Origin of the sequence: Streptomyces sp. NPDC002463 (assembly GCF_042889835.1) — a bacterium.
Lineage (GTDB): Bacteria > Actinomycetota > Actinomycetes > Streptomycetales > Streptomycetaceae > Streptomyces > Streptomyces nymphaeiformis.
Map to the genome: position 1 here is coordinate 266824 of NZ_JBIARL010000006.1, position 22938 is coordinate 289761.

Annotated in this window: 20 protein-coding genes and 1 pseudogene; 6 read left to right on the forward strand and 15 right to left on the reverse strand. The window is 71.4% G+C overall.

What is annotated here, in order from left to right; genetic code table 11:
* The first annotated feature begins 1 nt into the window (after position 1).
* Positions 2 to 1462, forward strand: coding sequence for a purine-cytosine permease family protein (locus ACFYX3_RS15250; RefSeq protein ID WP_389012988.1), 1461 nt, complete (start codon positions 2 to 4; stop codon positions 1460 to 1462).
* Between the two features lie 26 nt (positions 1463 to 1488).
* On the opposite strand, the gene ACFYX3_RS15255 is transcribed toward ACFYX3_RS15250, so the two are convergent.
* On the reverse strand, positions 1489 to 2547 hold the full coding sequence (locus ACFYX3_RS15255) for a magnesium and cobalt transport protein CorA (protein WP_389012991.1): 1059 nt from the start codon (positions 2545 to 2547) through the stop codon (positions 1489 to 1491).
* A 356-nt stretch (positions 2548 to 2903) separates the two neighbouring features.
* Here ACFYX3_RS15255 and ACFYX3_RS15260 point away from each other — a divergent pair, with 356 nt between their 5' ends.
* Positions 2904 to 3401 (forward strand): hypothetical protein, encoded by a 498-nt coding sequence (locus ACFYX3_RS15260; protein ID WP_389012994.1) that lies wholly within the window; start codon positions 2904 to 2906, stop codon positions 3399 to 3401.
* Between the two features lie 117 nt (positions 3402 to 3518).
* On the opposite strand, the gene ACFYX3_RS15265 is transcribed toward ACFYX3_RS15260, so the two are convergent.
* Entirely contained in the window at positions 3519 to 5432 is a 1914-nt protein-coding gene (locus tag ACFYX3_RS15265) for an NAD-binding protein (RefSeq protein WP_389012997.1), read from the reverse strand.
* Positions 5433 to 5563: 131 nt separating this feature from the next.
* Between ACFYX3_RS15265 and ACFYX3_RS15270 the strand changes: the two genes are divergently transcribed.
* Both ACFYX3_RS15270 and ACFYX3_RS15275 read left to right on the forward strand, forming a co-directional pair.
* The gene (locus ACFYX3_RS15270) at positions 5564 to 6397 is read left to right on the forward strand and encodes a slipin family protein (RefSeq protein ID WP_389013000.1); all 834 of its coding nucleotides are present in this window, start codon (positions 5564 to 5566) and stop codon (positions 6395 to 6397) included.
* Positions 6398 to 6537: 140 nt separating this feature from the next.
* The gene (locus tag ACFYX3_RS15275) at positions 6538 to 7389 is read left to right on the forward strand and encodes an alpha/beta fold hydrolase (RefSeq protein WP_389013003.1); all 852 of its coding nucleotides are present in this window, start codon (positions 6538 to 6540) and stop codon (positions 7387 to 7389) included.
* A gap of 30 nt (positions 7390 to 7419) precedes the next feature.
* Here ACFYX3_RS15275 and ACFYX3_RS15280 read toward each other — a convergent pair whose 3' ends face one another.
* The 8 genes and pseudogenes from ACFYX3_RS15280 to ACFYX3_RS15315 all read right to left on the reverse strand — a co-directional run.
* Positions 7420 to 9951, reverse strand: coding sequence for an ATP-binding protein (locus tag ACFYX3_RS15280; protein ID WP_389013006.1), 2532 nt, complete (start codon positions 9949 to 9951; stop codon positions 7420 to 7422).
* Between the two features lie 47 nt (positions 9952 to 9998).
* Positions 9999 to 10700: a response regulator gene (locus ACFYX3_RS15285; RefSeq protein ID WP_389013009.1), complete on the reverse strand. Its 702-nt coding sequence runs from the start codon at positions 10698 to 10700 to the stop codon at positions 9999 to 10001.
* 104 nt (positions 10701 to 10804) lie between these two features.
* Positions 10805 to 11476, reverse strand: coding sequence for a potassium-transporting ATPase subunit C (locus tag ACFYX3_RS15290; RefSeq protein WP_389013012.1), 672 nt, complete (start codon positions 11474 to 11476; stop codon positions 10805 to 10807).
* Between the two features lie 6 nt (positions 11477 to 11482).
* Positions 11483 to 13627, reverse strand: a complete 2145-nt coding sequence (gene kdpB / locus ACFYX3_RS15295; RefSeq protein WP_389013014.1) for a potassium-transporting ATPase subunit KdpB — start codon at positions 13625 to 13627, stop codon at positions 11483 to 11485.
* A complete protein-coding gene (kdpA, locus tag ACFYX3_RS15300) occupies positions 13624 to 15288 on the reverse strand; it encodes a potassium-transporting ATPase subunit KdpA (RefSeq protein WP_389013016.1) in 1665 nt (554 codons plus the stop codon). Before kdpA ends, kdpB begins: the two co-directional genes overlap by 4 nt.
* A gap of 8 nt (positions 15289 to 15296) precedes the next feature.
* A complete protein-coding gene (kdpF, locus tag ACFYX3_RS15305; protein ID WP_376585224.1) occupies positions 15297 to 15386 on the reverse strand; it encodes a K(+)-transporting ATPase subunit F in 90 nt (29 codons plus the stop codon).
* Complete coding sequence (locus ACFYX3_RS15310) at positions 15383 to 15544, reverse strand: hypothetical protein (protein ID WP_389013021.1); 162 nt, start codon at positions 15542 to 15544, stop codon at positions 15383 to 15385. Before ACFYX3_RS15310 ends, kdpF begins: the two co-directional genes overlap by 4 nt.
* 21 nt (positions 15545 to 15565) lie before the next feature.
* Positions 15566 to 16230 (reverse strand): annotated as a pseudogene (locus ACFYX3_RS15315) (DUF4118 domain-containing protein); the annotation flags it as partial.
* Between ACFYX3_RS15315 and ACFYX3_RS15320 the strand changes: the two are divergent.
* Positions 16127 to 16420: a hypothetical protein gene (locus ACFYX3_RS15320; protein WP_389013240.1), complete on the forward strand. Its 294-nt coding sequence runs from the start codon at positions 16127 to 16129 to the stop codon at positions 16418 to 16420. The pseudogene ACFYX3_RS15315 and the gene ACFYX3_RS15320 overlap by 104 nt on opposite strands.
* Positions 16421 to 16513: 93 nt before the next feature.
* Here the strand turns inward: ACFYX3_RS15320 and ACFYX3_RS15325 are convergent, their stop codons facing one another.
* The 3 genes from ACFYX3_RS15325 to ACFYX3_RS15335 all read right to left on the reverse strand — a co-directional run bounded on the left by ACFYX3_RS15325 (position 16514) and on the right by ACFYX3_RS15335 (position 19382).
* Positions 16514 to 17383, reverse strand: a complete 870-nt coding sequence (locus ACFYX3_RS15325; RefSeq protein WP_389013023.1) for an alpha/beta hydrolase family protein — start codon at positions 17381 to 17383, stop codon at positions 16514 to 16516.
* Between the two features lie 278 nt (positions 17384 to 17661).
* Complete coding sequence (lysA, locus tag ACFYX3_RS15330) at positions 17662 to 19011, reverse strand: diaminopimelate decarboxylase (protein ID WP_389013026.1); 1350 nt, start codon at positions 19009 to 19011, stop codon at positions 17662 to 17664.
* Positions 19012 to 19025: 14 nt separating this feature from the next.
* Entirely contained in the window at positions 19026 to 19382 is a 357-nt protein-coding gene (locus ACFYX3_RS15335; protein ID WP_389013029.1) for an SAV_915 family protein, read from the reverse strand.
* A gap of 254 nt (positions 19383 to 19636) precedes the next feature.
* Between ACFYX3_RS15335 and ACFYX3_RS15340 the strand changes: the two genes are divergently transcribed.
* Positions 19637 to 19756, forward strand: a complete 120-nt coding sequence (locus ACFYX3_RS15340) for a hypothetical protein (protein WP_389013216.1) — start codon at positions 19637 to 19639, stop codon at positions 19754 to 19756.
* A gap of 226 nt (positions 19757 to 19982) precedes the next feature.
* Here ACFYX3_RS15340 and ACFYX3_RS15345 read toward each other — a convergent pair whose 3' ends face one another.
* Positions 19983 to 21575: an alpha/beta fold hydrolase gene (locus ACFYX3_RS15345; RefSeq protein WP_389013032.1), complete on the reverse strand. Its 1593-nt coding sequence runs from the start codon at positions 21573 to 21575 to the stop codon at positions 19983 to 19985.
* Positions 21572 to 22930: an alpha/beta fold hydrolase gene (locus ACFYX3_RS15350; protein ID WP_389013219.1), complete on the reverse strand. Its 1359-nt coding sequence runs from the start codon at positions 22928 to 22930 to the stop codon at positions 21572 to 21574. The genes ACFYX3_RS15345 and ACFYX3_RS15350 overlap by 4 nt, the downstream gene beginning before the upstream one ends.
* Between the last annotated feature and the right edge of the window lie 8 nt (positions 22931 to 22938).

The following is a 22938-nucleotide window of genomic DNA, read 5'->3' on the forward strand; positions in this document are numbered from 1 at the left end:
GATGGAACGGGACAGATCGCACGGTTCGCACAACTCGCGCGGCTCGCACGACTCGCACCGCGAGGCGATCGAGCAGCACTCGATCGACTGGGTCCCGCCCGAGGAGCGCCACGGCAAGCCGTGGCACCTGTTCACGGTCTGGTTCTCCAGCAACGTGCAGATCACCGGTTTCGTCACCGGCGTCCTGGCGGTCACCCTCGGACTCGACCTTCCCTGGGCCGTCGCCACGATCCTGATCGGCAACCTCGTCGGTGCCGTGTTCATGGCGTACCACTCGATCCAGGGTCCCCGCCTGGGCGTGCCCCAGATGATCCAGAGCCGCGCGCAGTTCGGATTCCTCGGCACGCTGCTGCCGGTCCTGATCGTCCTGTGCATGTACCTCGGCTTCGGCATCGAGGGCGGCGTCATCACCGGGCAGGCCTTCGCGAACTGGGCCCACATCTCGTTCACCTGGTCCGTGATCATCCAGGGCGCGGTCCCGGCGGTCATCGCGATCGTCGGGTACAAGGTCATCCATCTGTCGACCCGGGTGGTCAGCGTGGTCTCGGGGCTGCTGTTCCTCGCCCTCACGTTCGCGCTGGCCGGTCACCTGCCGGAGCGCCTGCCGAGCGGACCGACCCCGTCGTTCGGCACGGTCCTGCTCGTCATATCGATCTTCGTCTCGTGGCAGCTGACCTGGGCGCCGTACGTCTCGGACTACTCGCGCTACCTCCCCGAGGACACCCCGTCGCGGACCACGTTCCTCTGGACCTACGCCGGCTCGGCACTCGGCTCCTCGTGGGTGATGATCCTCGGCGCGTTCGCCGCGACGATCAGCGCCGAAGCGGTGGGCGAGGACGCCGTCGGCATGCTCAGCGGGCAGATCCCCGCGCTGAGCTCGGCCATCCTGCTCGCCATCGTCATCGGCATCGTCCCCGCCGGTGTGTACGGCTACTACGGCATGTACCTCACCGCCGTCAGCGCCTTCTCGGCGAAGGGCCACGGCTCGGCGACGCCGCTGGTGCGCGCCGTCTTCATCGTGGTGAGCGCCGCGCTCACGATCGCGGCCACGCTGATGGCGAGCGGCCACATCCTGAGCACCGTCGAGAACATCACGCTGTTCCTGCTGTACCTGCTGGTGCCGTGGACCGCCATCAACCTCGCGGACTACTACGTCGTACGGCGCGGCCACTACGACATCGGCGAACTCTTCCGGCCCCGGGGCAGGTACGGCCTGGTGAACCGGCCGGCCGTCCTGATCTACCTGGTCGCCATCGCGGCGCAGATCCCCTTCATCAGCAGCAGCCTCTACACCGGGCCGCTGGTCGACGACCTGGGCGGCGCCGACATCTCCTGGATCGTCGGCCTGGTGGTGGCGACGGTGCTGTACCTGGCCCATGCGAGGCGTACGGGAAAGGTCGCGCGCCCCGCCGGCACGCGGGCCTCGGCACCCGGCCCGGGCGCGCCGCTGTCGGTCGACTGAGCGTCCGGGGTCCGTCCGCGGCGCCCTCACTCCGTGGGGGCTGCCGCTCCGCGCCGGACGGTGCTGGTCACCTCCGCCGTCGGCGGTGGCGGAAGGGCGCGGCTCCGTCGGCGCAGCCACGCGTAGAGCATCAGGCACGGCAGCAGCATTCCGGCGATGGTGAGGACGAGGAACGCCGTGAGGCTGGTGACGTGGCCGACGAGCCAGGCGAAGTTCTGTCCGAAGAAGCCGACCACGAAGGACAGCGGGAGGAACACGCTGGCGAGGATGGTGAGGCGCTCCATCGTGGCGCTCTGCCGAAGGTTGATCTTGTTCTGCTCGACGGAGATCACCGCGATGTTCGCCTCCAGGACGGTGGCGAGGAGGTCGCGTTGTGCGGAGACCTCCTCGTTGACGAGCAGCAGGTGGTCGTGCACGTCGCGGATGTACGGCAGGAGCGCGGGCGGCGACTTGCCGGGCTGCAGGCGCCGTCCGAGCACGGCGAGCAGCGGGTGTACGGCGCGGTAGAAGTCGGTCGCCTCGCGGCGCAGGGAGTAGATGCGCTGCGTCGGGGCCACGGCCCCGGAGAACACGGTTGCCTCGATCTGCTCGATGTCGCGTTCGAGCTCCTCGACGACCGGCGCGTAGCTGTCGACCACCTGGTCGAAGATGGCCCACAGCGTGGAGGCGCTGCCGGCCTTCAGCAGTTCGGGGCGGCTTTCGAGTCGGCTCCGGGCTCCGTGCAGCTCGCTCGCGATGCCCTGGCGCACGGTGATCACGAAGTGTTCGGCGAGGAAGATGCTGATCTCGCCGGTGTCGATCTCCTCGCGCTCGTCGTCGTAGCGCGCGGTGCGCAGGATGATCAGCTCCGTGCCGTCCTCGTACTGCTCGGCCTTCGGTCGCAGGTGGAAGGTCCGCGCGTCCTCGACGGCGAGCTCGTGCAGCCCGAAGACCTCACGGACCCGGGTCAACTCCTCGGGACCGGGTTCGAAGACGCCCAGCCAGACGAACCCGCCCAGCTTGCAGTGCGCGGCCGCCTGCTCCAGGGGCATCGCACCCTCGTGCTGCCGACGCCCGTCCCGGTAGTGTGCACAGTCGACGATCATGGCCGCCTCCTCCTCACGCCCGGCCGACGCACACCGCCCCTCGCCCACCGGCGACACCACACGCCGCACCGGCCTCACCTCCCATGGTCCACTCCCGACGGCCGCACGCTCGACCGGAGCATGGTCCGTGCAGCCCGCGGTCTTCCGGGCGGCCGGGACGGGAGGGCGGGCCCCGGTGGACGTCGACGCTCGTCGGCCGGGGCGCCATGGCGTCAGGAAGGCGTCAGGACCTGGGGGCTCGTCGCCAGGGGTGCGTCAGGATGCGGGAGCCTTCCCCTCGACGGAACTACCTTGGCCGCATGCGACGGCGTTTCACAGCACGCCCTTCATGGCGCTGCGCGGCGACATCCGGTCCCGTGGCACACGACCGGCGGTGGGCCGGAGACCTCCGGTACGCGGGTTGCTGGGCTGCGGGCTTCCTGGCTCTGCTGCTCGTCGTCGACGCGGCGTACGGAACGCTCAGCGCCGTACGCGCCGCCCTGTGGGCGGTTCTGGCCCTGTCGCTGTTCCTGATCCTGCTGCCTCCGAGGGTGACCGCCGGCCCCGGCTGGCTCGCGACACGTGACCTGTTCCGGACCCGGAGGGTCCGGACGGACCGGCTGACCTCCGTCGTGTGGTCCGACGGGGTCGCGCAGAGACTGGTCCTCAAGGACGGCGACGGCGGGCTCGTCCCCCTGGATCCGCGGGTCCTGGTCGACAATCCGCGGCTGTGGCTTCTGCTGGACGCCGGCGCCCGCGTCTCACGGGAGCGCGGGACGCTGGAGTACGGGGTCGTCGCCCTGCGGCGGCTGGCCGGCAAGGTCGACGGCGAGACGGCCAAGGCCGTCTTCAGGGCCTCCGGTATGGATGCCTGAGCTTCTCCCGGCCCCTCCACGGACTCCACGAAGTGGCCCGCCGGCCGAGGCATGACCGGAGACCGTCCGCGCGGTGACGCCGCCCGTCCCCGGCCGCCGGCCTCCTGCCCGCGACGCTCAGGGCCTTCGCTCCGGCGGGTGCGGCTGCGCCCCGGTCATCAGGACGTCGAGGCCCCGCCGGGTCGTCGCGAGGACCGCCCGGTCCCCCGCGCGCAGGATCCGTCCGTGCGGCGGGTGCCAGTCGAGGCCCTGCCGGTCGAGCCGCAGCCCTGCGAGTGTGTCCATCGAGGACGAGGAGAACCGGGCATCCGCGGCGCCGACTGCCAGGACGCGCCACTCGTTCTCGCGGAACGCGGCGTGGATGGAACGGCCCTCCAGCTCCGGGTGGCCGGCGACGTCGACCACCGTGAACAGCAGCGAGCCCCGTTCGACCGGCATCACTCCCAGCACGTGCCGCCCCATCATCGCGGCGGCGAAGGACGGGGCGGCCAGCGCGGAAACACTCCGGCTGCGGGTCAGGGCATCGGGGTACGAGGCCCGCATGGTCCGCGAGACGGTGGCCGCGAAGTCGTCGTCGTACAGCCGCATCACCACCCTGATGCCCGGGTTGGCCTCCCTCGCGGCCATGACGATGTCCAGGTTCTCGCTGTCCTCCCTGGTCAGGACGAGCAGGGACTTGCTCTGTCCGATACGGGCCCGGTCGAGGACGCCGGGCGCGGTGGCGTCCTCCAGGAGCAGCGGTATCCCGAGCTCGCGGGCGAGCTGGACCCCGCGGGCGTGCGGGTCCCGCTCGACGGCCACGATCCTGTGGTCGGTGGTGCCGAGCCGGGCCAGGACCCGCGTGCCGATCTTTCCGAGTCCGACCAGCACGATGTGGTCGCTCAGGTTCGCGGACGGCGGGTGGTTCGCGGAGGCGCTGCGGAAGGCCTCGGTGGCGTTCATGGTGGCGGCCACGACCAGCGGGAGGACCGCGAGGCCGACGAAACCCGCGACGAGCTGGAGGATCCGGCGGGCCGGCTCCTCGTCCGTCGCCGGGTCCCCCATGGTGAAGATGTCGAGCAGCGGCAGGTACACGTCCTTCCACAGCGGGCCGTCCAGGACGAAGGCGGTCGCGACGGACAGCAGGACGACGATGGCGGCCAGCGCCCCGAAGACGGCGATGACCTCCTTGGAGACGAAGACCTTCCACGGCAGGTGGGTCAGATGACCGAGCAGCAGGTCCCGGTGGCCGCGGGAGGCCTTCGGGGCCTCCGGGTCATGGTGGTGGGTGACCTCTTCGAGCATGAGCCGGCCGTGGGTGAACTGGCGGTGGTAGGAGGTACGGGTGTCCGGCAGCAGTTGGGTGCCGTCCTCTCCGGGAGTCTCCGCGCTGTCCTCGCTCGCCGGGTCGTCCTGGTGTGCCCCGGACAGCACGGCCAGGGTCGCCAGATCGGTGGGCCGACCGGGTGCCCCCGCCGGGCGTACGACGCCTCGGAAGACCTTGCCCTCGACCTGGAGCGTGTGGCCCTGTCCGACGGCGGCGGCCGAGACGAGCTCCGGAACGGCGGTGTCGGTGTCGGAGAGGACGGTGGTCGAGGCGTCCAGGGACGCGTCGTCCGCCAGTCCCCCGACCTCGGCGGCCCGGTCGAGGAGCCGTTCCAGATGGCGCCCGCGCTCACGGTTGTACATGCGGATGACCAGGCGTACGGACGGGTTGAGGCTGCGCGCGAGCAGCGCGGCGGTCACGTTGACCTGGTCGTCGCCGTACGTCAGCGCCAGGGCGGCGGCCCGCTCGACACCGGCCGCGCGCAGGGTCTGCTCGTCCGGCCTCGCCGCGACCAGCAGCTCGACCGGCGATCGCGGGTCGCGGTGCAGGCCGGCGATCTCGGCTCCGTACCCGTCGCGCCGCGAGGGCAGGACCACGGTCACCGTCTCGCCGCAGACCGCGTCGAGCTCGATGGCCAGACGGTGGGCGAGACCGTCGTCCCCGCAGATCACCATGTGCCGGGAGCGCTGCCCGAGTGGCAGGCGTAGATGGATGGTTGGCGTCACGTGAGCCAAGACTGCTCCTTGCCCCGGGCGGACACCGAAGATTTGACGTGTTCCTGACGCGGGGAGTGCATCCGCCGGTTCCTCTCGGCCGTCCTCACCCCTGCCGGACAGGTTTCACGAAGGAGGGCGCCATGGAGAGCGCAGTGGTCGGAGTCGTCGTCGTGGTCGTCTTCCTCCTGTTGCTGCTGCGCAGCGGGATGCGGGTGATCAATCAGGTCGAGCGGGGGGTGGTGTTCCGCTTCGGGAAGGCGCTGCCCGGCCATCGGCAGCCGGGCATCACCTTCCTGATCCCGGTCGCGGACCGCATGCGGAAGGTGAACGTCCAGGTCGCGACGCTGCCGATCCCGACGCAGGAGGGCATCACCCGGGACAACGTGTCGGTCAAGGTCGACGCGGTCGTCTACTACCGGGTGACGGATCCCGCCCGCGCCGCGATCGAGGTGCAGGACTACGCCTTCGCCGTCGGCCAGGTCGCGCAGTCGTCGCTGCGCTCCATCATCGGCAAGAGCGATCTGGACGACCTCCTGTCCGACCGGGAGCGGCTGCACGAAGGGCTCGCGTTGATGATCGACAGCCCGGCGGCCGGCTGGGGCGTCCACATCGACCGGGTCGAGATCAAGGACGTACAGCTGCCGGAGTCGCTGAAGCGGTCGATGTCCCGGCAGGCCGAGGCGGAGCGCGAACGGCGGGCCCGGGTGATCACCGCGGACGGCGAGTTCCAGGCGGCCCAGCAGCTCGCCAACGCCTCGCGGATCATGTCCGACACCCCCGAGGCGATGCAGCTGCGGCTGCTGCAGACCGTCGTCGAGGTGGCGGCGGAGAAGAACTCCACGCTCGTGATGCCCTTCCCGGTGGAACTGCTCCGCTACTTCGACCGGGCGGCCCGCAACCTCGACGCCTCTCCGGCGCCGGAGACTCCGAAGGGCACCGTGCCCGAGCAGCCCGACCCGGCGGACGCCTCCTGACCGACGGCGACCGGATCCACCCCGGGAGCGGCACGCGCCGCCCCCGGGGCCCCGCACGGGGCCCGGCAGGCGCCGCAACTCGCCCACCCCGTCCGCCCGTTCCCACGTCGCCGTCTGCGGCAAGGCGCGACACTCGGCCCGTGGACTCGATCTATCGCAGTACGACGGGCAAGGAGCTGATCCGGCGCTGGTGCCACGACCGGCTCGACGCATGGGCGGTGCCGCACGAGCGGACGACGGTGACCGCCGGCGGCGCGCGCACGCACGTGGTCCTCGCCGGAGACGGCCCCACGACCGTCGTGTTCGTTCCGGGCACCAACTTCAACGCCGCCGCGTCCCTACCGCTGGCCACGGCCCTGGTCGCCGCCGGATGCAGGGTCCTCCTGGTGGACGTCCCGGGCCAGCCCGGCCTCAGCTCCGGCGGACGAGCGCTCTCCGGTGGCCGGTTGTCCTGGTACGGGGCATGGCTGGGCGAGGTGATCGAGAAGGTCTCGCCCGAGCCGGTGGCGGTGATGGGCCACTCCTTCGGTGCCGCGATGGCCCTGTCCACCGACTCGCCCAGGATCAGCCGGCTCGTGCTGGTCTCGCCGGGCGGACTGACCCGCCTGAGGTTGACCCCTGCGGTACTGGCCGCCTCCGCGGCCTGGTTCCTGCGGCCCCGACCGACGCACAGCGCCCGGCTCCTGCGCGCCATGCTCGCCCCGGGCGGTCGACCGCGCGAGGAGCTGGTGGACTGGATGACGCTGGTCGCCCGGCATTCGCGCTCCAGCGGAGCACCCGGCGCGGCCGTCCTGCCCACGCGCCCGGTCCCCCGCCTGGTCGTCACCGGCGAGCACGACGTCTTCCTCCCGCCCAGGCGGCTCGTCACAGCGGTGCGCGGCACACTCGGCGCCGAGCTGGGTGTGGTCTCCGACGCCGGGCACCTCGTGGTCGAGGAACGTCCCGAATTCCTGTCCGCCTTGCTGGAGGACCCGGGCCGGTCCGCCACGTAGCCGACGTCCGAGGTCGCGGCTGCCGAGTGGTCACGCCGTCGCGTCGGGGCGGAACGGCGGAGCACCCTCCTCCATGCGGAGGCCGATGGTCATGGTGAGGCCGCCGCCGGGTGTGTCCTCCGCCGTGACCGTGCCGCCCATGGCCTCGACGAAGCCGCGGGCGACCGCGAGGCCGAGGCCGACTCCGGCGCCGCGCGGGGCGTCGCCGTACCGCTGGAAGGCACCGAAGATGCGGTCCTTGGCCTCGTCGGGGACGCCGGGGCCCCGGTCGACGACGCGGAGCTCGACGCGGTCGGCGAGGGCGCTGGCGGCGACGAGGACCGGTGTGCCGGCGGGGCTGTACTTCACCGCGTTCTCGACGATGTTGGCGACGGCCCGCTCGAGGAGACCGCGGTCGACGACGACCATGGGCAGGGTCTCGGGGATGTCGAGCTCGACGCTGTCGTCGGGCACGCCCACGAGCGCCATCGGGACGACCTCGTCGAGGTCGGTCTGCCGGAGCACGGCGGTCACGGTCCCGGTCTCCAGACGTGAGACGTCCAGGAGATTGCCGACGAGGTGGTCGAGCCGGTCGGCGCCCTCCTCGACGTTGGCGAGGAGTTCCGCGCGGTCCTCCTCCGACCAGTCGACGTCGTCCGAGCGCAGTGAGGAGACGGACGCCTTGATGCCGGCGAGCGGCGTGCGCAGGTCGTGGCTGACGGCGGCCAGCAGAGAGGTACGGATCTTGTTGCCCTCGGCCTGTCGGCGGGCTTCCTCCGCCTCGTCGACGAGACGCTGCCGGTCGAGGACGACCGCGGCCTGCGCGGCGAACGCGCCGAGGACGCGCCGGTCCTCTCCCGGCAGGACGCGGCCGGTCAGGGCGAGTGCCAGGTGGTCGCCGACCGGCATGTCGACGTCGGCGTCCTCCGGGCGGCCGACGGGCCGGGTGCCGACGAAGGCGACGCACGACCACGGCTCGGTGTCGTCGTGGCGCTCCAGGAGCGCCACGGACTCCATGGCGAAGGTCTCCCGGAGCCGTTCGAGCAGCGCGTCCAGACCCGTCTCGCCGCGCAGCACACTGCCCGCGAGGAAGGAGAGCGTCTCCGCCTCCGCACGCAGCCGGGCGGCCTGGTGGGTGCGGCGGGCGGCCAGGTCGACCACGGAGGCGACGGAGATCGCCACGCCCACGAAGATCACCAGGGCGACCACGTTCTTCGGGTCGGCGATCGTCAGCTCGTGGATCGGAGGGGTGAAGTAGTAGTTGAGCAGCAGCGATCCCACGGCCGCCGAGGCCAGGGCCGGGCGCAGGCCACCGAGGAGCGCGGCGGCGACGGTGAGGGTGAGGAAGAGCAGGACGTCGTTCGCGAGGCCCATGCGGGGAAGGGCGCCGCTGAGCAGCAGGGTGAGCAGCACCGGGCCGGCGAGGCCGACGCCCCAGCCCCAGATGGTGCGGGACCGCCCCAGTTTCGCGCGACGCGCGACGGGCAGCCCGCGGCCCTTGGCCGCCTCGTCGTGGGTGACGATGTGGACGTCGAGGTCGGGCCCCGACTCGCGCGCGACGGTGGCGCTGACGCCGGGGCTGAAGGCGTACTGCCAGGAGCGGCGGCGGCTGACGCCGAGGACGATCTGGGTGGCGTTGACCCCGCGCGCGAACTCCAGGAGTCCGGTGGAGACGTCGTCGCCCACCACGTGGTGGAACGTCCCGCCGAGGTCCTCGACCAGGGTCCGCTGGACCGCCAGTTCCTTCGGCGACGCCGAGGTGAGTCCGTCGCTGCGGGCGATGTAGACGGCCAGGACCTCACCGCCCGCGCCCTTCTCGGCGAGCCGGACGGCACGCCTTATCAGGGTGCGGCCCTCGGGGCCGCCGGTCAGACCCACCACGATCCGCTCCCGGGAGCCCCAGATCTTCGAGACCCGGTGTTCGGTGCGGTACTCCTGGAGGTATTCGTCGACCCGGTCGGCGGTCCAGAGCAGGGCCAGTTCGCGCAGGGCCGTCAGGTTGCCGGGGCGGAAGTAGTTGGACAGGGCCGCGTCGACCTTGTCCGGCTTGTAGACGTTGCCGTGGGCCATCCGCCGCCGCAGGGCCTGCGGCGACATGTCCACCAGTTCTATCTGGTCGGCTCGGCGCACCACCTCGTCCGGGACGGTCTCCCGCTGCCGTACCCCGGTGATCGACTCGACGACGTCGCCGAGCGACTCCAGGTGCTGGATGTTGACCGTGGAGACGACGTCGATGCCGGCCGTGAGCAGTTCCTCGACGTCCTGCCAGCGCTTGGCGTTCCGTGAGCCGGGGATGTTGGTGTGGGCCAGCTCGTCCACGAGCACGACGGCGGGCTTCCGGGCGAGGACCGCGTCCACGTCCATCTCGGTGAAGACCGTGTCCCGGTACGCGATCTCCTTTCGCGGCATCGTCTCCAGGCCGCGCAGCATCACCTCCGTACGCGGCCGGCTGTGGTGCTCGACGAAGGCGACGACGCAGTCGGTGCCGCGCTCCACCCGCCGGTGGGCCTCCGAGAGCATCGAGTACGTCTTGCCGACGCCCGGTGCCGCGCCGAGGTAGATACGAAGCTTTCCGCGTCCCATGGTGTCGTTTCTCGTCGATGTCGGACAGAGCGTGTGCGGGCGGGGCGTCACGGCTCGAAGCGGTATCCCATGCCGGGCTCGGTGATCAGATGGCGGGGGTGTGACGGGTCCGCCTCCAGCTTGCGGCGCAGCTGCGCCATGTAGACCCTCAGGTAGTTGGTCTTGGTGCTGCGGCTCGGCCCCCAGACCTCCTTGAGCAGGCGCTGCTGGCCGACGAGGACGCCGGGGTTGCAGATGAGGATCTCGAGGAGGTGCCACTCGGTCGGTGTGAGCCGGATGTCGCGGCCACCGCGCCGGACCTTCTTCGCCACGAGATCGACCGTGAAGTCGTCGGTCGTGACCAGCGCGCCCGCCACTCCGGTGCCCGTCCGCGCGTGCGCGGGCGACTCCTCCAGGCGGCGGGTGGCCGCGCGGAGCCGCGCGAGCAGCTCGTCCATGCTGAAGGGCTTGGTCATGTAGTCGTCCGCGCCCACGTCCAGCGCACGGATCTTGTCCTCGGACCCGCTGCGGGCGGAGAGCACGAGCACCGGAGCCCGGTTCCAGCCGCGCAGCGCCCGGATGAGGTCGATGCCGTCCATGTCCGGCAGCCCGAGATCCAGGAGGATCACGTCCGGTGGCTCGGTGGCCGCGAGCCGGAGCGCGGTGGCGGCGTCGTGGGCCGCGGCCACCTCGTACGTGCGCGCCTTGAGGTTGATCACCAGGGCACGCGCGAGCTGCGCGTCGTCCTCGACGACCAGGACCCGGGTCATCGGCGTACTGCCTTTCGTGTCGAGCGTGGCGTCGGATGCGCGTCGGGAGCCGGCAGCCGGGGTGTTCCCGGACTGCCGGCTCCCATGCGTCGGGCGTAAGGCCATCAGCCCTTGGCCGCCGTCAGGTTCTTCAGCGCGATGTTGAGCTGGAGGACGTTGACGCGGGGTTCACCGATGAAGCCGAGGATGCGGTCGTCGGTGTGGTCGGCGACCAGCTTCTCGACCTGGGCGACGCCGAGGTGGTTCTTCTCCGCGACCCGGTGGACCTGGATCTCCGCGTACTCCGGGGAGATGTGCGGGTCCAGGCCGGAGCCGGAGGAGGTGACGGCGTCGGCGGGGACGTCGGACGGCTTCACCCTGTAGCCCTTCACCGAGTTGTCCTCGACGACGGCCGCCTTCGCGTCCGTCACCCACTTGATCAGGTCCTCGTTGTCGCCCGAACGGTTCGTGGCACCGGAGAGGATCAACTTGTACTGGGTGTTGACGCTGTTGGCGCCCAGACCGTTGGAGGGGCGGGGCTGGAACCACTTCAGGTCCGGGGCCGCGGTCTCCTCTCCCTCCTTCAGGGGAAGGTTGTAGGTCTGGCCGATGAGTTCGGAGCCGACGACCTTCCCGTCCGCCTTCACCTCGGACCCGTTCGCCTTGCCGGGGAACGCCACCTGGGCGATCCCGGTCACGGCGAGCGGGTAGAGGACGCCGGTGATCACGGTGAGGACGAGGAGGGCGCGGAGTCCGGCCCAGAGCACGCGTCCTGTGTTTCCTACGGAGTTGTTCATCGCGGGTCAGCCGATTCCGGGGATGAGGGAGATGAGGAGGTCGATGAGCTTGATGCCGATGAACGGGGCGATCAGGCCGCCGAGTCCGTAGATGCCGAGGTTGCGGCGGAGCATCGAGTCGGCGCTGCTCGGCCGGTACCGCACGCCCTTCAGGGCGAGCGGGACGAGCGCGATGATGATCAGCGCGTTGAAGATGACGGCGGACAGGATCGCGGACTGGGGCGAGGCCAGGCCCATGATGTTGAGCTTGTCGAGCGACGGGTAGGCCACCGCGAACATCGCGGGGATGATCGCGAAGTACTTCGCCACGTCGTTGGCGATCGAGAAGGTCGTCAACGCACCCCGGGTGATGAGGAGTTGCTTGCCGATCTCGACGATCTCGATGAGCTTGGTCGGGTTGGAGTCGAGGTCGACCATGTTGCCGGCCTCCTTCGCGGCCGACGTGCCCGTGTTCATCGCGACACCGACGTCGGCCTGGGCGAGCGCCGGGGCGTCGTTCGTGCCGTCACCGGTCATCGCGACGAGCTTTCCGCCCGCCTGCTCGCGCTTGATGAGGGCCATCTTGTCCTCGGGGGTGGCCTCGGCGAGGAAGTCGTCGACACCCGCCTCCTCGGCGATGGCCTTCGCGGTCAGCGGGTTGTCGCCCGTGATCATGACCGTCTTGATGCCCATGCGGCGCAGCTCGTCGAACCGCTCCCGCATGCCCTCCTTGACGACGTCCTTGAGGTGGATGACACCCAGGACACGGGCGCCCTCGTCGTCCTCGACCGCGACCAGCAGCGGGGTGCCGCCGGCCTGGGAGATCGTGTCGGTGAGCACCTGGGCGTCGTCGGCGACGGTGCCCCCCTGCTCCTCGACCCAGGCGACGACCGAGCCGGTCGCGCCCTTGCGGACCTGACGGCCGTCCACGTCCACACCCGACATGCGGGTCTGGGCGGTGAACTCGATCCAGGTGGCGTGCGCCAGCTCGCCCTGGTGACGCTCGCGCAGTCCGTACTTCTCCTTCGCGAGGACCACGATCGAGCGGCCCTCGGGGGTCTCGTCGGCGAGCGAGGAGAGCTGGGCGGCGTCGGCCAGTTCGGCCTCGGTGGTGCCCTTGACCGGGACGAACTCCGACGCCTGGCGGTTGCCGAGCGTGATCGTGCCCGTCTTGTCGAGCAGCAGGGTCGACACGTCGCCGGCGGCCTCGACCGCTCGGCCGGACATCGCGAGCACGTTGCGCTGCACGAGCCGGTCCATGCCGGCGATGCCGATCGCGGAGAGCAGGGCGCCGATGGTCGTCGGGATCAGGCAGACGAGCAGGGCGGTCAGCACGATCATCGAGGTCTGCTTGTCGGCGCCCGCGTAGATCGCGAACGGCTTCAGCGTGACCACGGCGAGCAGGAAGACGATCGTCAGCGACGCGAGGAGGATGTTGAGGGCGATCTCGTTCGGGGTCTTCTGCCGTGCCGCGCCCTCGACCAGGTTGATCATCCGGTCGATGAACGTCTCGCCGGGCTTCGTCGTGATCTTGATGACGACCCGGTCGGACAGCACCTTCGTACCGCCCGTGACCGCGCACCGGTCACCGCCCGACTCGCGGATGACGGGGGCGGACTCGCCGGTGATCGCGGACTCGTCGACGCTCGCGACGCCCTCGACGACGTCACCGTCGCCCGGGATGACGTCACCGGCCTCGCAGACCACCAGGTCACCGATCTTCAGCTCGGTGCCGGGGACGCGTTCCTCGCCCGCCTTCGTCAGACGGCGGGCGACGGTGTCGGTCTTGGCCTTGCGCAGGGTGTCGGCCTGCGCCTTGCCCCGGCCCTCGGCGACCGCCTCCGCCAGGTTGGCGAAGACCGTGGTCAGCCACAGCCAGGCGGCGATCGCCCAGCCGAACCAGTCCCCCGGGTTCTCGACCGCCAGCGCGGTGGTGACCACCGAGCCGACGAGCACCACGAACATCACGGGCGACTTGACCATCACCCGCGGGTCGAGCTTCCTGATCGCGTCCGGGAGGGACTTGACCAGCTGCTTCGGATCGAACAGACCGCCGCCCACGCGGCCGGAGGCCTGGTGTCCCGCGGACAGGTCCTCGTGCGGCACCTTGGCCGCCGTGGCGGTAGACGACTGGTTCACAGCGCCCTCTTGCTTCTTCACGTCGATGTTCATGCCGCGAGCCCTTCGGCGAGCGGGCCGAGGGCCAGGGCCGGGAAGTAGGTGAGACCGGTGATGATCATGATCGTGCCGACCAGGAGGCCGGTGAACAGCGGCTTCTCGGTCCGCAGGGTGCCCGCGGTCTCGGGTACGGGCGTCTGCTCGGCCAGCGAACCGGCCAGGGCGAGCACGAACACCATGGGCAGGAACCGCCCGAGCAGCATCGCGATGCCGATGGTCGAGTTGAACCACTGCGTGTCGGCGTTCAGGCCGGCGAAGGCGGAGCCGTTGTTGTTGGCGCCCGAGGTGTACGCGTAGAGGATCTCGGAGAAGCCGTGCGCACCCGAGTTCGTCATCGAGTGGGCCGGGGTCGGCAGAGCCATCGCCAGGGCGGTGAAGCAGAGGACGAGCGCCGGGGTGACCAGGATGTAGAGCGCGGCGAACTTGATCTCCCGCGTGCCGATCTTCTTGCCCAGGTACTCCGGGGTGCGGCCGACCATCAGACCGGCGATGAACACCGCGATGATCGCCATGATCAGCATGCCGTAGAGGCCGGAACCGACGCCGCCGGGCGCGATCTCGCCGAGCTGCATGCCCAGCATCGTGATCCCGCCGCCGAAGCCGGTGAACGAGGAGTGGAAGGAGTTCACCGCGCCGGTCGAGGTCAGCGTCGTGGCGACCGCGAAGATCGACGAACCGCCGATGCCGAAGCGGATCTCCTTGCCCTCCATCGCACCGCCCGCGATGTCGAAGGCCGGACCACCGTGGTGGAACTCCGTCCACATCATCAGCGCGGTGAAGCCGAGCCAGATGGTGGCCATGGTGGCGAGGATCGCGTAGCCCTGCCTGATCGAACCGACCATGCGGCCGAAGGTGCGGGTGAGCGCGAACGGGATGACGAGGATCAGGTAGATCTCGAAGAGGTTGGAGAGCCCGTTGGGGTTCTCGAAGGGGTGGGACGAGTTGGCGTTGAAGTAGCCGCCGCCGTTGGTGCCCAGCTCCTTGATGACCTCCTGCGAGGCGACCGCGCCGCCGTTCCACTGCTGCGAGCCGCCCGTGAACTGGCCGACCTCGTGGATCCCGGAGAAGTTCTGGATCGCGCCGGTGGCGACCAGCACCAGGGCGCCGATCACCGAGATGGGCAGCAGGATGCGTACGACCCCGCGCACCAGGTCGGCCCAGAAGTTGCCGAGCTCACCGGTACGAGAGCGGGCGAAGCCACGGACGAGGGCCACCGCCACGGCGATCCCCACCGCCGCCGAGACGAAGTTCTGCACCGCGAGGCCGCCGGTCTGCACGACGTGGCCCATGGCCTGCTCGCCGTAGTACGACTGCCAGTTGGTGTTCGCGACGAAGGACGCGGCCGTGTTGAAGGCCTGTTCCGGGTCGATCGACACGAAGCCGAGCGAGCCGGGCAGCGACCCCTGCACCCGCTGCAGCAGGTAGAGGAAGAGGACGCTCACCGCGGAGAAGGCGAGCACCCCGCGCAGGTACGCCGGCCAGCGCATCTCGACGTCCGGGTTGGCGCCGATCGCCTTGTAGATCCACTTCTCGGGCCTGAGGTGCTTCTCCGAGGAGTACACCTTCGCCATGTGGTCGCCGAGCGGCCGGTAGGAGAGACCGAGAGCGACGACCAGGGCGAGGAGCTGGAGGACTCCAGCAAGGGCGGGACTCATATCCGTACTCAGAACCTCTCCGGCTTGACGAGGGCGAGGACGAGATATGCCAGCAGGCCGGCGGCGACCAGCAGACCGACGATGTTCTCGGCAGTCACAGCTTCGCCACCCCCTTGGCGACGAAGGCCACCAGCGCGAAGATCGCGACCGTGGTGACGACGAAGGCCACGTCGGCCATCGTGAGCTCCCGGATGTGAGTGGTTGAGATGAGTGATCCGTTCGGACCTGTTAGAGGAAATCGCGTTTCAGCCACCACGCCGCCGCCGTTGACGTCCCCCTAACGTGCACTGCGGCCGTCTTGACACATCCCGTACGCGGCTCGGTCCCCGTCGCTGGTCTCCGGCGTCGCGCAGGGCAGGCTGAGGACCGTCGTCAGTCCGCCGCCGGGGGTGTCCTCGGGGGTGAGGGTGCCGCCCATGGCCTCGGTGAGCCCTCGGGAGAGTGCGAGGCCGGGGCCGCCGTCGACGATCCTCAGTTCGCCCCGGCCGGCCAGCGCGCTGGCGGTGATCAGGACCGGGTGCTCGGGCGGGGCGAAGCGGGAGGCGTTGGCGACGAGGTCGGCGATGACCCGTTCGCGTTCGAGGAGGGGTGGGTCGGTGAGGACCTCGGGGGCGTCCTCCAGGTCGCCGACCGTAGGCGGCCTGGAGCCGGGCGGCAGGGCGCCGAGGGCCGAGGGGACGACCTCCTCCAGGGCGGTGGGGGCCGGTCGCGTTCGGCGGCGGCGGAGACGTGGGCGGCGAAGGCGACGACCCCCGCGACCACGGCGAAGACGACGAGGGCGAGGACGTTGTCGGGGTCCTGGAAGCCGAACCGCCCGACGGGCGGTATGCACCGGTAGTTGAGCAGCAGGGAGGCGGTGAGCGCGGAGGCGACACCGCCGATGCACGCGACGCCGACCACGGTGAGGAGAAAGAGCAGCGCCTCGCTGGTGAGGCCCGCGGTCTCGGCCGGCCGGCTGCGGGGGCGCACGGGACGCGATCCGCGGCCGGCGCTGGACCGGCTGTCGCGGGCGGGGGTCCTGGTGGCCCGTCCGCGACTGGCCGGGGCGCTGATCCATCCGCGCCTGCTCGCCGTGCTGGAAGCTCCCCTCGGCACGGCCGCTGCCGCGGCCGGCGGGGGCGGGGCGGGCTGAGCCACCCGTTCGCGGCCGGTCGCCTCCGGCCGCGCGACCTCCGTGTGGAAGGCCGGCGTCCCCGGTTCCCTCCCGTGCCGGACACATCGAGGTTCAGGCAAAGAGGTGCTGCTCGAAGAAGGCTGCGGCTTCCCTGCCCACCTGTACACGGACGGCCGGGTCGGCGGGTTCCGGCATGAAGAAGTCTTCGTGGCGGACGTCGGGGCCCGCTGAGCGGCCGCTTGCCCTGGGGATGTGGTCCAGGTAGGGCCGGGTGTCGACCTCGTAGGGGTTGACCGTGTCCGCTCCACCCCAGCGGATCCCCACCGGCACCTGCACGGTTGCCAGGCTCTCTCGGGTCACGAGACCGCCGACTCCGGGAGCCACTTGGAAGACCGCCAGGACCCGGGGATCGGTGAGGTCCGCCCCGGCGCCGCTGAACGCGTGCCTCGACGACTCGTCCAGCGGGTACTTCTTCCGCAGCGCCTCCAGGGCGCCGGGGAACTCAGGAATCTCCGGCAGGGGAACCGCCCCCGTCATCACCGCCCGCAGAATCCGCGGATCGACACGAACACCGGCGAGCGCGACCGCCGTATAGCCGCCCAGGGAGAATCCCGCCGCACCGACCGGCCCGAGGGGCTGCTCGCGGGCAAGCGCGTCGAGGACGAAGGAGACGTCGCGCGGCCGTTCCCACACGTGCAGGAACCCTTCCGGCTCGTAGCCGTCGATGAAGTTGTTGCCGTGGTGGTCCAGGGCCACGACACGGAAACCTGCCTCGTGGAGCGGTCCCACCAACCACTCCATGCTGCTGCCGGAGCCTCCGGTGCCGTGCGAGACGACGACCAGTGGAGCGGGGAGGGCCGGCGGACGGTCCGGTTCCCACTGGTAGATACGGACGGGGCGCGGACGTGCCGGATCCCGCAGGTCACTACGGGACTCGTCGTACAGGACGCGTATCAGGGGCTGCGGCCCGGAGATCGTCATGGCGACATCGTAGGTTCGGCCCGAACGATGAGATCAGGTCGCAGTCACTCGTTGATCGCGGCGAGCGGGACGGTGCCCTCGAAGCGGACGGACGTCCACGTCGGCTGAGGGCCTTCACCTCACGGGGCCGTTCACCCCGCGGGGCCGTTCACTTCCCGAGGCGGCCCGATCGGCACCGCGCACGCATCGGCGAGAACGGGGAGGGCGACCAGGAGCCCCCCGGGTGCGCCACTGGTCGGCCGACAGCTTCAAGCGGCCGTCGTGAGCCGTCCGGCCCGCTAGAGGCCGATGTCGCGGACCCGGAGGTCCTCCAGGGTCTCCCGGCGCACCAGGAGCCGGGCCCGGCCGTCGAGGACGGCGACGACGGGTGGGCGGCCGACGAGGTTGTACGAGGAGGCCATCGCCAGGTGGTAGGCGCCGGCCACCGGCACCGCGAGCAGATCGCCCGGGTGGGTGTCGGCGGGCAGCGGTACGTCCTCGGCGAGGACGTCGCCGGCCTCGCAGTGGCGGCCCACGACCGTCACGCGCTCGGCCTCGGCCGGCGAGTGACGGCCGATCAGGCGGGGCGCGTACCGCACTCCGTACAGCGCGGGCCGCGGGTTGTCGCTCATCCCGCCGTCCACCGCCACGAACGTCCGCCCCGGTGTGCGCTTCACCGCGAGCACCCGGTAGACGGCGACCCCGGCGGGGCCCGCGACGGCGCGGCCCGGCTCGATGATCAGACGGGGGACGGGAAGCCCGGCCGCCGCGCAGCTCTCGGTGAGCTCGGCGCGGACCCTGGCCGCCAGCCCGGTGAGGTCGAGCGCGGACTCGCCGGGACGGTAGGCGATGCCGTGACCGCCACCGAGGTCGAGCTCCGGCAGCGCGATCCCGTGGGTGTCGCGGACCCTGGCCATGAGGCCGACGAGTCGGCGTACGGCCACGAGGTACGGCCTGACGTCCGTGATCTGCGAGCCCAAGTGGCAGTGGAGTCCGGTGAGTTCGAGTTGCGACTGGCCGAGGATGCGGGCGATGGCGTGCTGGGCGTGGCCGTCGCGGAGGGACAGACCGAACTTCTGGTCGTCGGAGCCGGTACGTATCTTGTGGTGGCCGCCCGCGCTGATGCCCGGCGTCACCCGGACCATGACCCTCTGGTGGCCGCCGGTGCCGACCGCGGCGGCGATGCGGGCGATCTCGGCGGGGGTGTCGATGACGATCCGGCCCACGCCGAGGCGCAGCGCGATCGCCAGGTCCTGGGGCAACTTGGCGTTGCCGTGGAGCAGGATCCGGTCGGCCGGGAATCCGTCGGTGACGGCGAGCTCCAGCTCGCCGGCCGAGCACACGTCCAGGCCGAGCCCCTCCTCCTCGACCCAGCGGACGAGGGCGCGGCACAGGAACGCCTTGGCCGCGTAGTGGATCTCGGCCTCGGGGAAGGCGGCGCGGTAGGCGCGGCAGCGCTCACGGACCTCGGCCTCGTCCAGGACGTAGACGGGAGTGCCGTGGCTCTCGGCGATCCCGGTGAGGGACACGCCACCCACGAGGACATCGCCATGGGGACGCTCGGTGGTGGTCGCGGGCCAGACGGAGCGGAGGTCGACGGTGCCGGGAGCGGTGCCGGTCGGGGCGGTGGTCAGAGGCACGGTGGTCATCGCTGCGCCGCCCTTCACTTCGCGAGCCCGGCGAGCGGCCGCGGGCTCGGCAGCGGCTCCGCCACGGGAGCGGCCGACGGGGCGGGGGCCGGGGCGGTGAGGACGGGGTCGATCCGCAGTTCGCGGACGCCCAACGGCTCCATGAGCGCGCGCAGCGCCGGTTCGGCGAGGGCGATCCACGGCTGGGCATCCCCGAGGACGGCCCTCAACCGCGCCGGACCGGTGAACGCGACGGCGGTCCGGCCGCCGACCGGCGTACGGAAGAGGCGGGTCACGCACCCGCCGGAGCCCGGCCGGACGGGCACGCAGAGCCGTCCGGCCGGGAACCGTTCTCCGGGCTCGGGCTCGTCTCCGTACAGGACAGCTGACATGGGTTCCTCCGAGGAGCGGAACGAGGTCCCGGACGCGGTCGCGACCGGGGTGTCTCCGACGCTATTCCCGGTCCTCACCGGTCCCGTCAGCCTCCTGACACACCTCTGACGGCATCCGCCGGGACGCATACGCCGCGCATACGCCACCGTCGGCGGCCCGGCGTCCACGGCGGCCCCCGGTCCGCGTCGGCACGGTCCGCACGGCCGGCTCCGGAGCGGCCGACCGTGCGGACGTGGAGGCCGCCGTCCAGCGCGTGGACGCCGCGGCCGGAGAGCTGGTCCTGCGGGTCCGGGTCAGACCGCGCGGGACCCTGGGCGAGGAGGACGGACGGGGGCGCCGGCGGGTTCCGTGCTCATCGGAGCCTGGTACCTGACGACCCGCGGCACGGGCGTGGTCCGGCCCGCTCTCGCCTGGACGGCGGCCACGTCGTCCGCCCTCCCGGCGTTCCGCAACACCGCCCGGGCACGCCTCCGATCGGCTGCGTGCTCGACTGGTTCGCTTTCCTGCGGGCCGAGACCGTCGTCGCCCTCTGCCTGATCGCCGGGGTGATCACCGGCTTCCGCACCGCCCTCCGCTCGGACGACGGCTCCTGAGGCGGTTCACGGCGCGATCTCGAAGGCAGGCGGCTGGAGGCCTGCGAGGCATCGCGTGTCCGGCGCGGTCGGCTTGTCGAAGAACGACCGGGTGATCGTCTGGGCGCACGCCGAGTCGGCGAAGACCACATGGGCGACGTAGGGGACGGTGACGGCGGTGGACCGGCTCAGCGTCCGGGCGACGTACGCCCCGTTGCTCGGGGCGGTCTGGGCGTCGAAGCCGCCGGAGAGGGCGAGGGTCGGGATGTCGCTGCGCGTCACGTCCCGGATCCAGGGGGGCGCCGGAGGGACGTCCCAGGCCCGGCAGTCGTCGTGGAGCCAGGCGAGCTGCGGGGCGTTGGCCAGCATCGAGCGGGGGAACGTCGGGAACGCGCGCCGTCCGCCCCGGATGATGTCGGCCTGGCTCTCGTAGGGGGTCCACTGGCTGCAGAAGATGCCGTAGACGAGCCCGTGGGCGACCCTCCCGATGGCCTGCGGACTGTACTTGCCGCCCGCGAGCTGCTCGGCGATGCGCTGCGGGTTGCCGTGGGCCAGTTCGTCGATGGAGCGCGGCACCCCGGCCGCCACGTGGGTGGCCGAGGTCAGCCAGGTGACCAGGTTGCTCCCGTCGAGGACGACCTTCACCGGCTCGGGGTGGACCGGGACCGTGACGGTGGTGGTGAGCGGTCGCGCCTCCAGCTCGCTGACGAGGCGGAGGAAGGTGGCCTTCAGGTTCGGGTAGCGGGTGTTGCAGGCGGGCTGCAGCTCGCAGGCCTTGAACAGGCCGTCGAAGCCCTCTCGTGCGGCCTTCCAGGTCACGGCCCCGCCGGCGAGGGAGGGCGGCAGGACGCCGTCGATGCCGACCGACCGGATGCCGTTCGGATGCAGGCGCATGTAGTTGAGCGCCAGGTGGGTGCCGTAGGAGATGCCGAAGACGTTCCACTTCCTGATGCCCAGCGCGCTGCGCAGGGCGTCGTAGTCGGCCGCGCTCTCGATGTCGTTGTAGGCGCCGGGGTCGGCGCCCTTGGCCACCACGCTGTCGCGGCACTCCCGTGTCGCCTGGACGTGCAGGCGCCCGGTGGACGGTGCGTTGGAGACGAGACCGAGGGCGCGGGCGTTGAACTCGTCGATGTTCGGGCAGGTGAGCTCCGGGTCGGCCGAGTAGGTCCCGCGCTGGGACATGAAGATCACGTCGCGGTCGCGGTTGAGGCCGCCGGCGACCGCCATCGGGATCTCGGAGACCGCGTCGTCGCCGGGCCCGCCGGCGAGCCACACGATCGGGTCGGGCGCGGGTCTGCTGGTGACCGCGGGGATGATCGCGACCGCGAGGGTGATCTGTCGCCATCTGCGGTGGGATCGGTTCTCGGGAACCGTGAGCGTTCCGCAGTGGGCGCGCGCCAGATCGGGGATCGGGTCCGCCGTCCTCGGGCAGGGGCCCGGTTCGAAGTGGGCGCCGCCCGTCGTCCGGGCGACCGTGCCGAGCGGCGCTCCGGCGCCGGACTCGGCTCGGGCGGGCATCGCGGCCAGGCCGACGACGAGGGCGCCGGCCGTGGCTCCGGCCAGGGCGACGGGGAGCCGGCGCACCGCGCGCCGGTGTCGGGGTGGGCTGAGGGACGTCATCGGGTCTCCGGTTCAGGGGTGAGGGTGAACGGCTTCGGCGCGAGTCCTGCCACGCAGCCGGTGTCGGGCGCGGTCGGACGCGCGAGGAAGGAGGCCAGGACGCTCTGCGCGCAGGACGACTGCGGGACCACGAAGTGGCCGATCCCGGGGATCTGCACGGCGGTCGAGCGGGGCAGCGTGCGGCCCGCGTACGGTCCCCAGCTCGCCCCGGTCTTCGCGTCGAACGTGCCGTTGACGATGAGAGTGGGCACCCTGCTGAAGGTGGTCACCCGCTGGATCGCGGTGCGGTCCGGAACGTTCCAGACACGGCACAGGTCGTACTCGAAGGGAAGCTGGGGCGCATGGGCCAGGACCGAGTCCGGCCACCCGGGGAACGCCCGGCGCCCCGCCTCCAGCAGGTCGGACTCCGAAAAGCCCGGCGCCCACTCGCTGCACACCACCGAATGCGTCAGACCGTGGGCCTGGGCGACGTCGGGGATCGCCGCGCCGGCGGCCTGTGCCCGCGCGAAGCGCTGCGGATTTCCGTGGGCGAGTTCGTCGATCGCGGCGGGCACGTCGACGGCCGGCAGGGCGCCGCCGTCGGCGACCAGCAGGTTCACCAGCGCGCCACCGTCGAGGACGACCTTCACCGGGTTCCCGCCCCCGGGCGGCGGCACCGTCAGCGTCAGGGGGTGCGCCTCAAGGCGCCGGACCTGCTCGGTCAGGGTGCGGGAGAGACCGGGATAGCGGCTCTTGCAGCGGGGCTGCGCCTCGCACGCCGCGAAGACGGCGTTGATCCCCTCCTGTGCGCTGTCCCAGGCCCACGGCAGGCTCACGATCTGCGGAGGCACGACCGAGTCGATCGCCACCGAGCGGATGCCCTGGGGGTGCCGGCGCAGATGGGTGAGGGCCAGGTCGGTGCCGTAGGAGTACCCGTAGACGTTCCACTTCCTGATGCCGAGGGCCGTGCGTAGGTCGGCGAAGTCCGCGGCGTTCTCGGTGGTGTTGTAGGCGCTCAGCCGGATTCCGTCGGCCGTCAGGCGGTCCCGGCACTGCTTCGCCGCGCGCACCAGGAGCCGCCCCGTGGAGGGCGCGTCGTAGGGCAGCCCCACGGCGGCCGCGTTGAACCGGTCGAGCTCCGGGCAGGCGAGATACGGCTGCGAGTAGGGCCCGCCGCGCTGGGTCATGACGATCAGGTCGCGTTCCCGGTTCACTCCGGAGTCGACCAGGAAGGGGATGGCCCCGATCGCGTCGCCGCCGGGACCGCCTTCCATGAACACCACCGGGTCCTGGGCCGGTGTCGTCGACGTGGCGGGAATGACGGCGACGGTGAGCTTGATGGTCCGTCCGCCGCGGTGGGCCCGGCTCTCGGGCACCTCCAGGA